The organism is Chryseobacterium sp. CH25, assembly GCF_004119455.1.
In the GTDB taxonomy this organism is placed as follows: Bacteria; Bacteroidota; Bacteroidia; order Flavobacteriales; family Weeksellaceae; genus Chryseobacterium.
In genome coordinates this window covers 1-767 of record NZ_NRQT01000024.1, presented here as the reverse complement: position 1 = coordinate 767, position 767 = coordinate 1, and the positions used below count along the sequence as shown (strand labels likewise).

Genomic DNA, 767 nt, shown 5'->3' with positions numbered 1-767 from the left:
TTCTTGATATGAATATTGAAACCCATCCAAATAATCAGTTGTAGTGGTACTGGCTATTCCTTTTGGTTGTCCTGCTGAATAGATTTTTCTCAACTTAGTTCCATCTGCACGGTAAAGATATTTCAAATCTATATACGTAGTAAGTCCAAAACTTTTATTTGCGATTGAATAAGAGTTGGGTAAATTTAAGTAATTGTAAACAATAGAATTAATCCCTTTATCTTTCATGGTGGTCATATTTCCATTCACATCATAATCTATCATATTATTGCCACCCTCATATCCTGTATCATTCATCGCTGATTCTATCACCTGATTTAAACGGTTTCCTGTGTATTTATACTCAAGATCATCTACTAAAGCCGATGTTTGTCCTGATACAGGAATGGCTTTTCTTTTTAAAGTATTGATATTCCCATTCAGGTCATAGGTAAGGTATTCATCAAAATTACCATTGCCAGGGTTGGTGGCATTAGGTTCTGAGTAGAAACCATTCTTTAATCGGTTCAGACCATCATACTCGTAATTGTATCTTTTAAATACGTCTTCTGATGAGTTTTTCCAATCTATCTCTGCAATATTCCCATTAAATCTGCCTGGTGATTTTATAGAGATTTCAGGATTGTTATATCTGATCTCATATCCAAATAATTTTCCCCCAAGATTTCTAGGATCATTGATCTTAGTCATCCAGCCACGGATATTGTATTTATAATCCATCTGCTGAAGGGGTGATCCTAAAGCAATACCCCCAACTTTTTTAGATT

Annotated in this window: 1 pseudogene; it reads right to left on the bottom strand. The window is 34.3% G+C overall.

The features are described from left to right. Positions 1-767: pseudogene (locus BOQ64_RS23310) on the bottom strand (RHS repeat-associated core domain-containing protein); the annotation flags it as partial.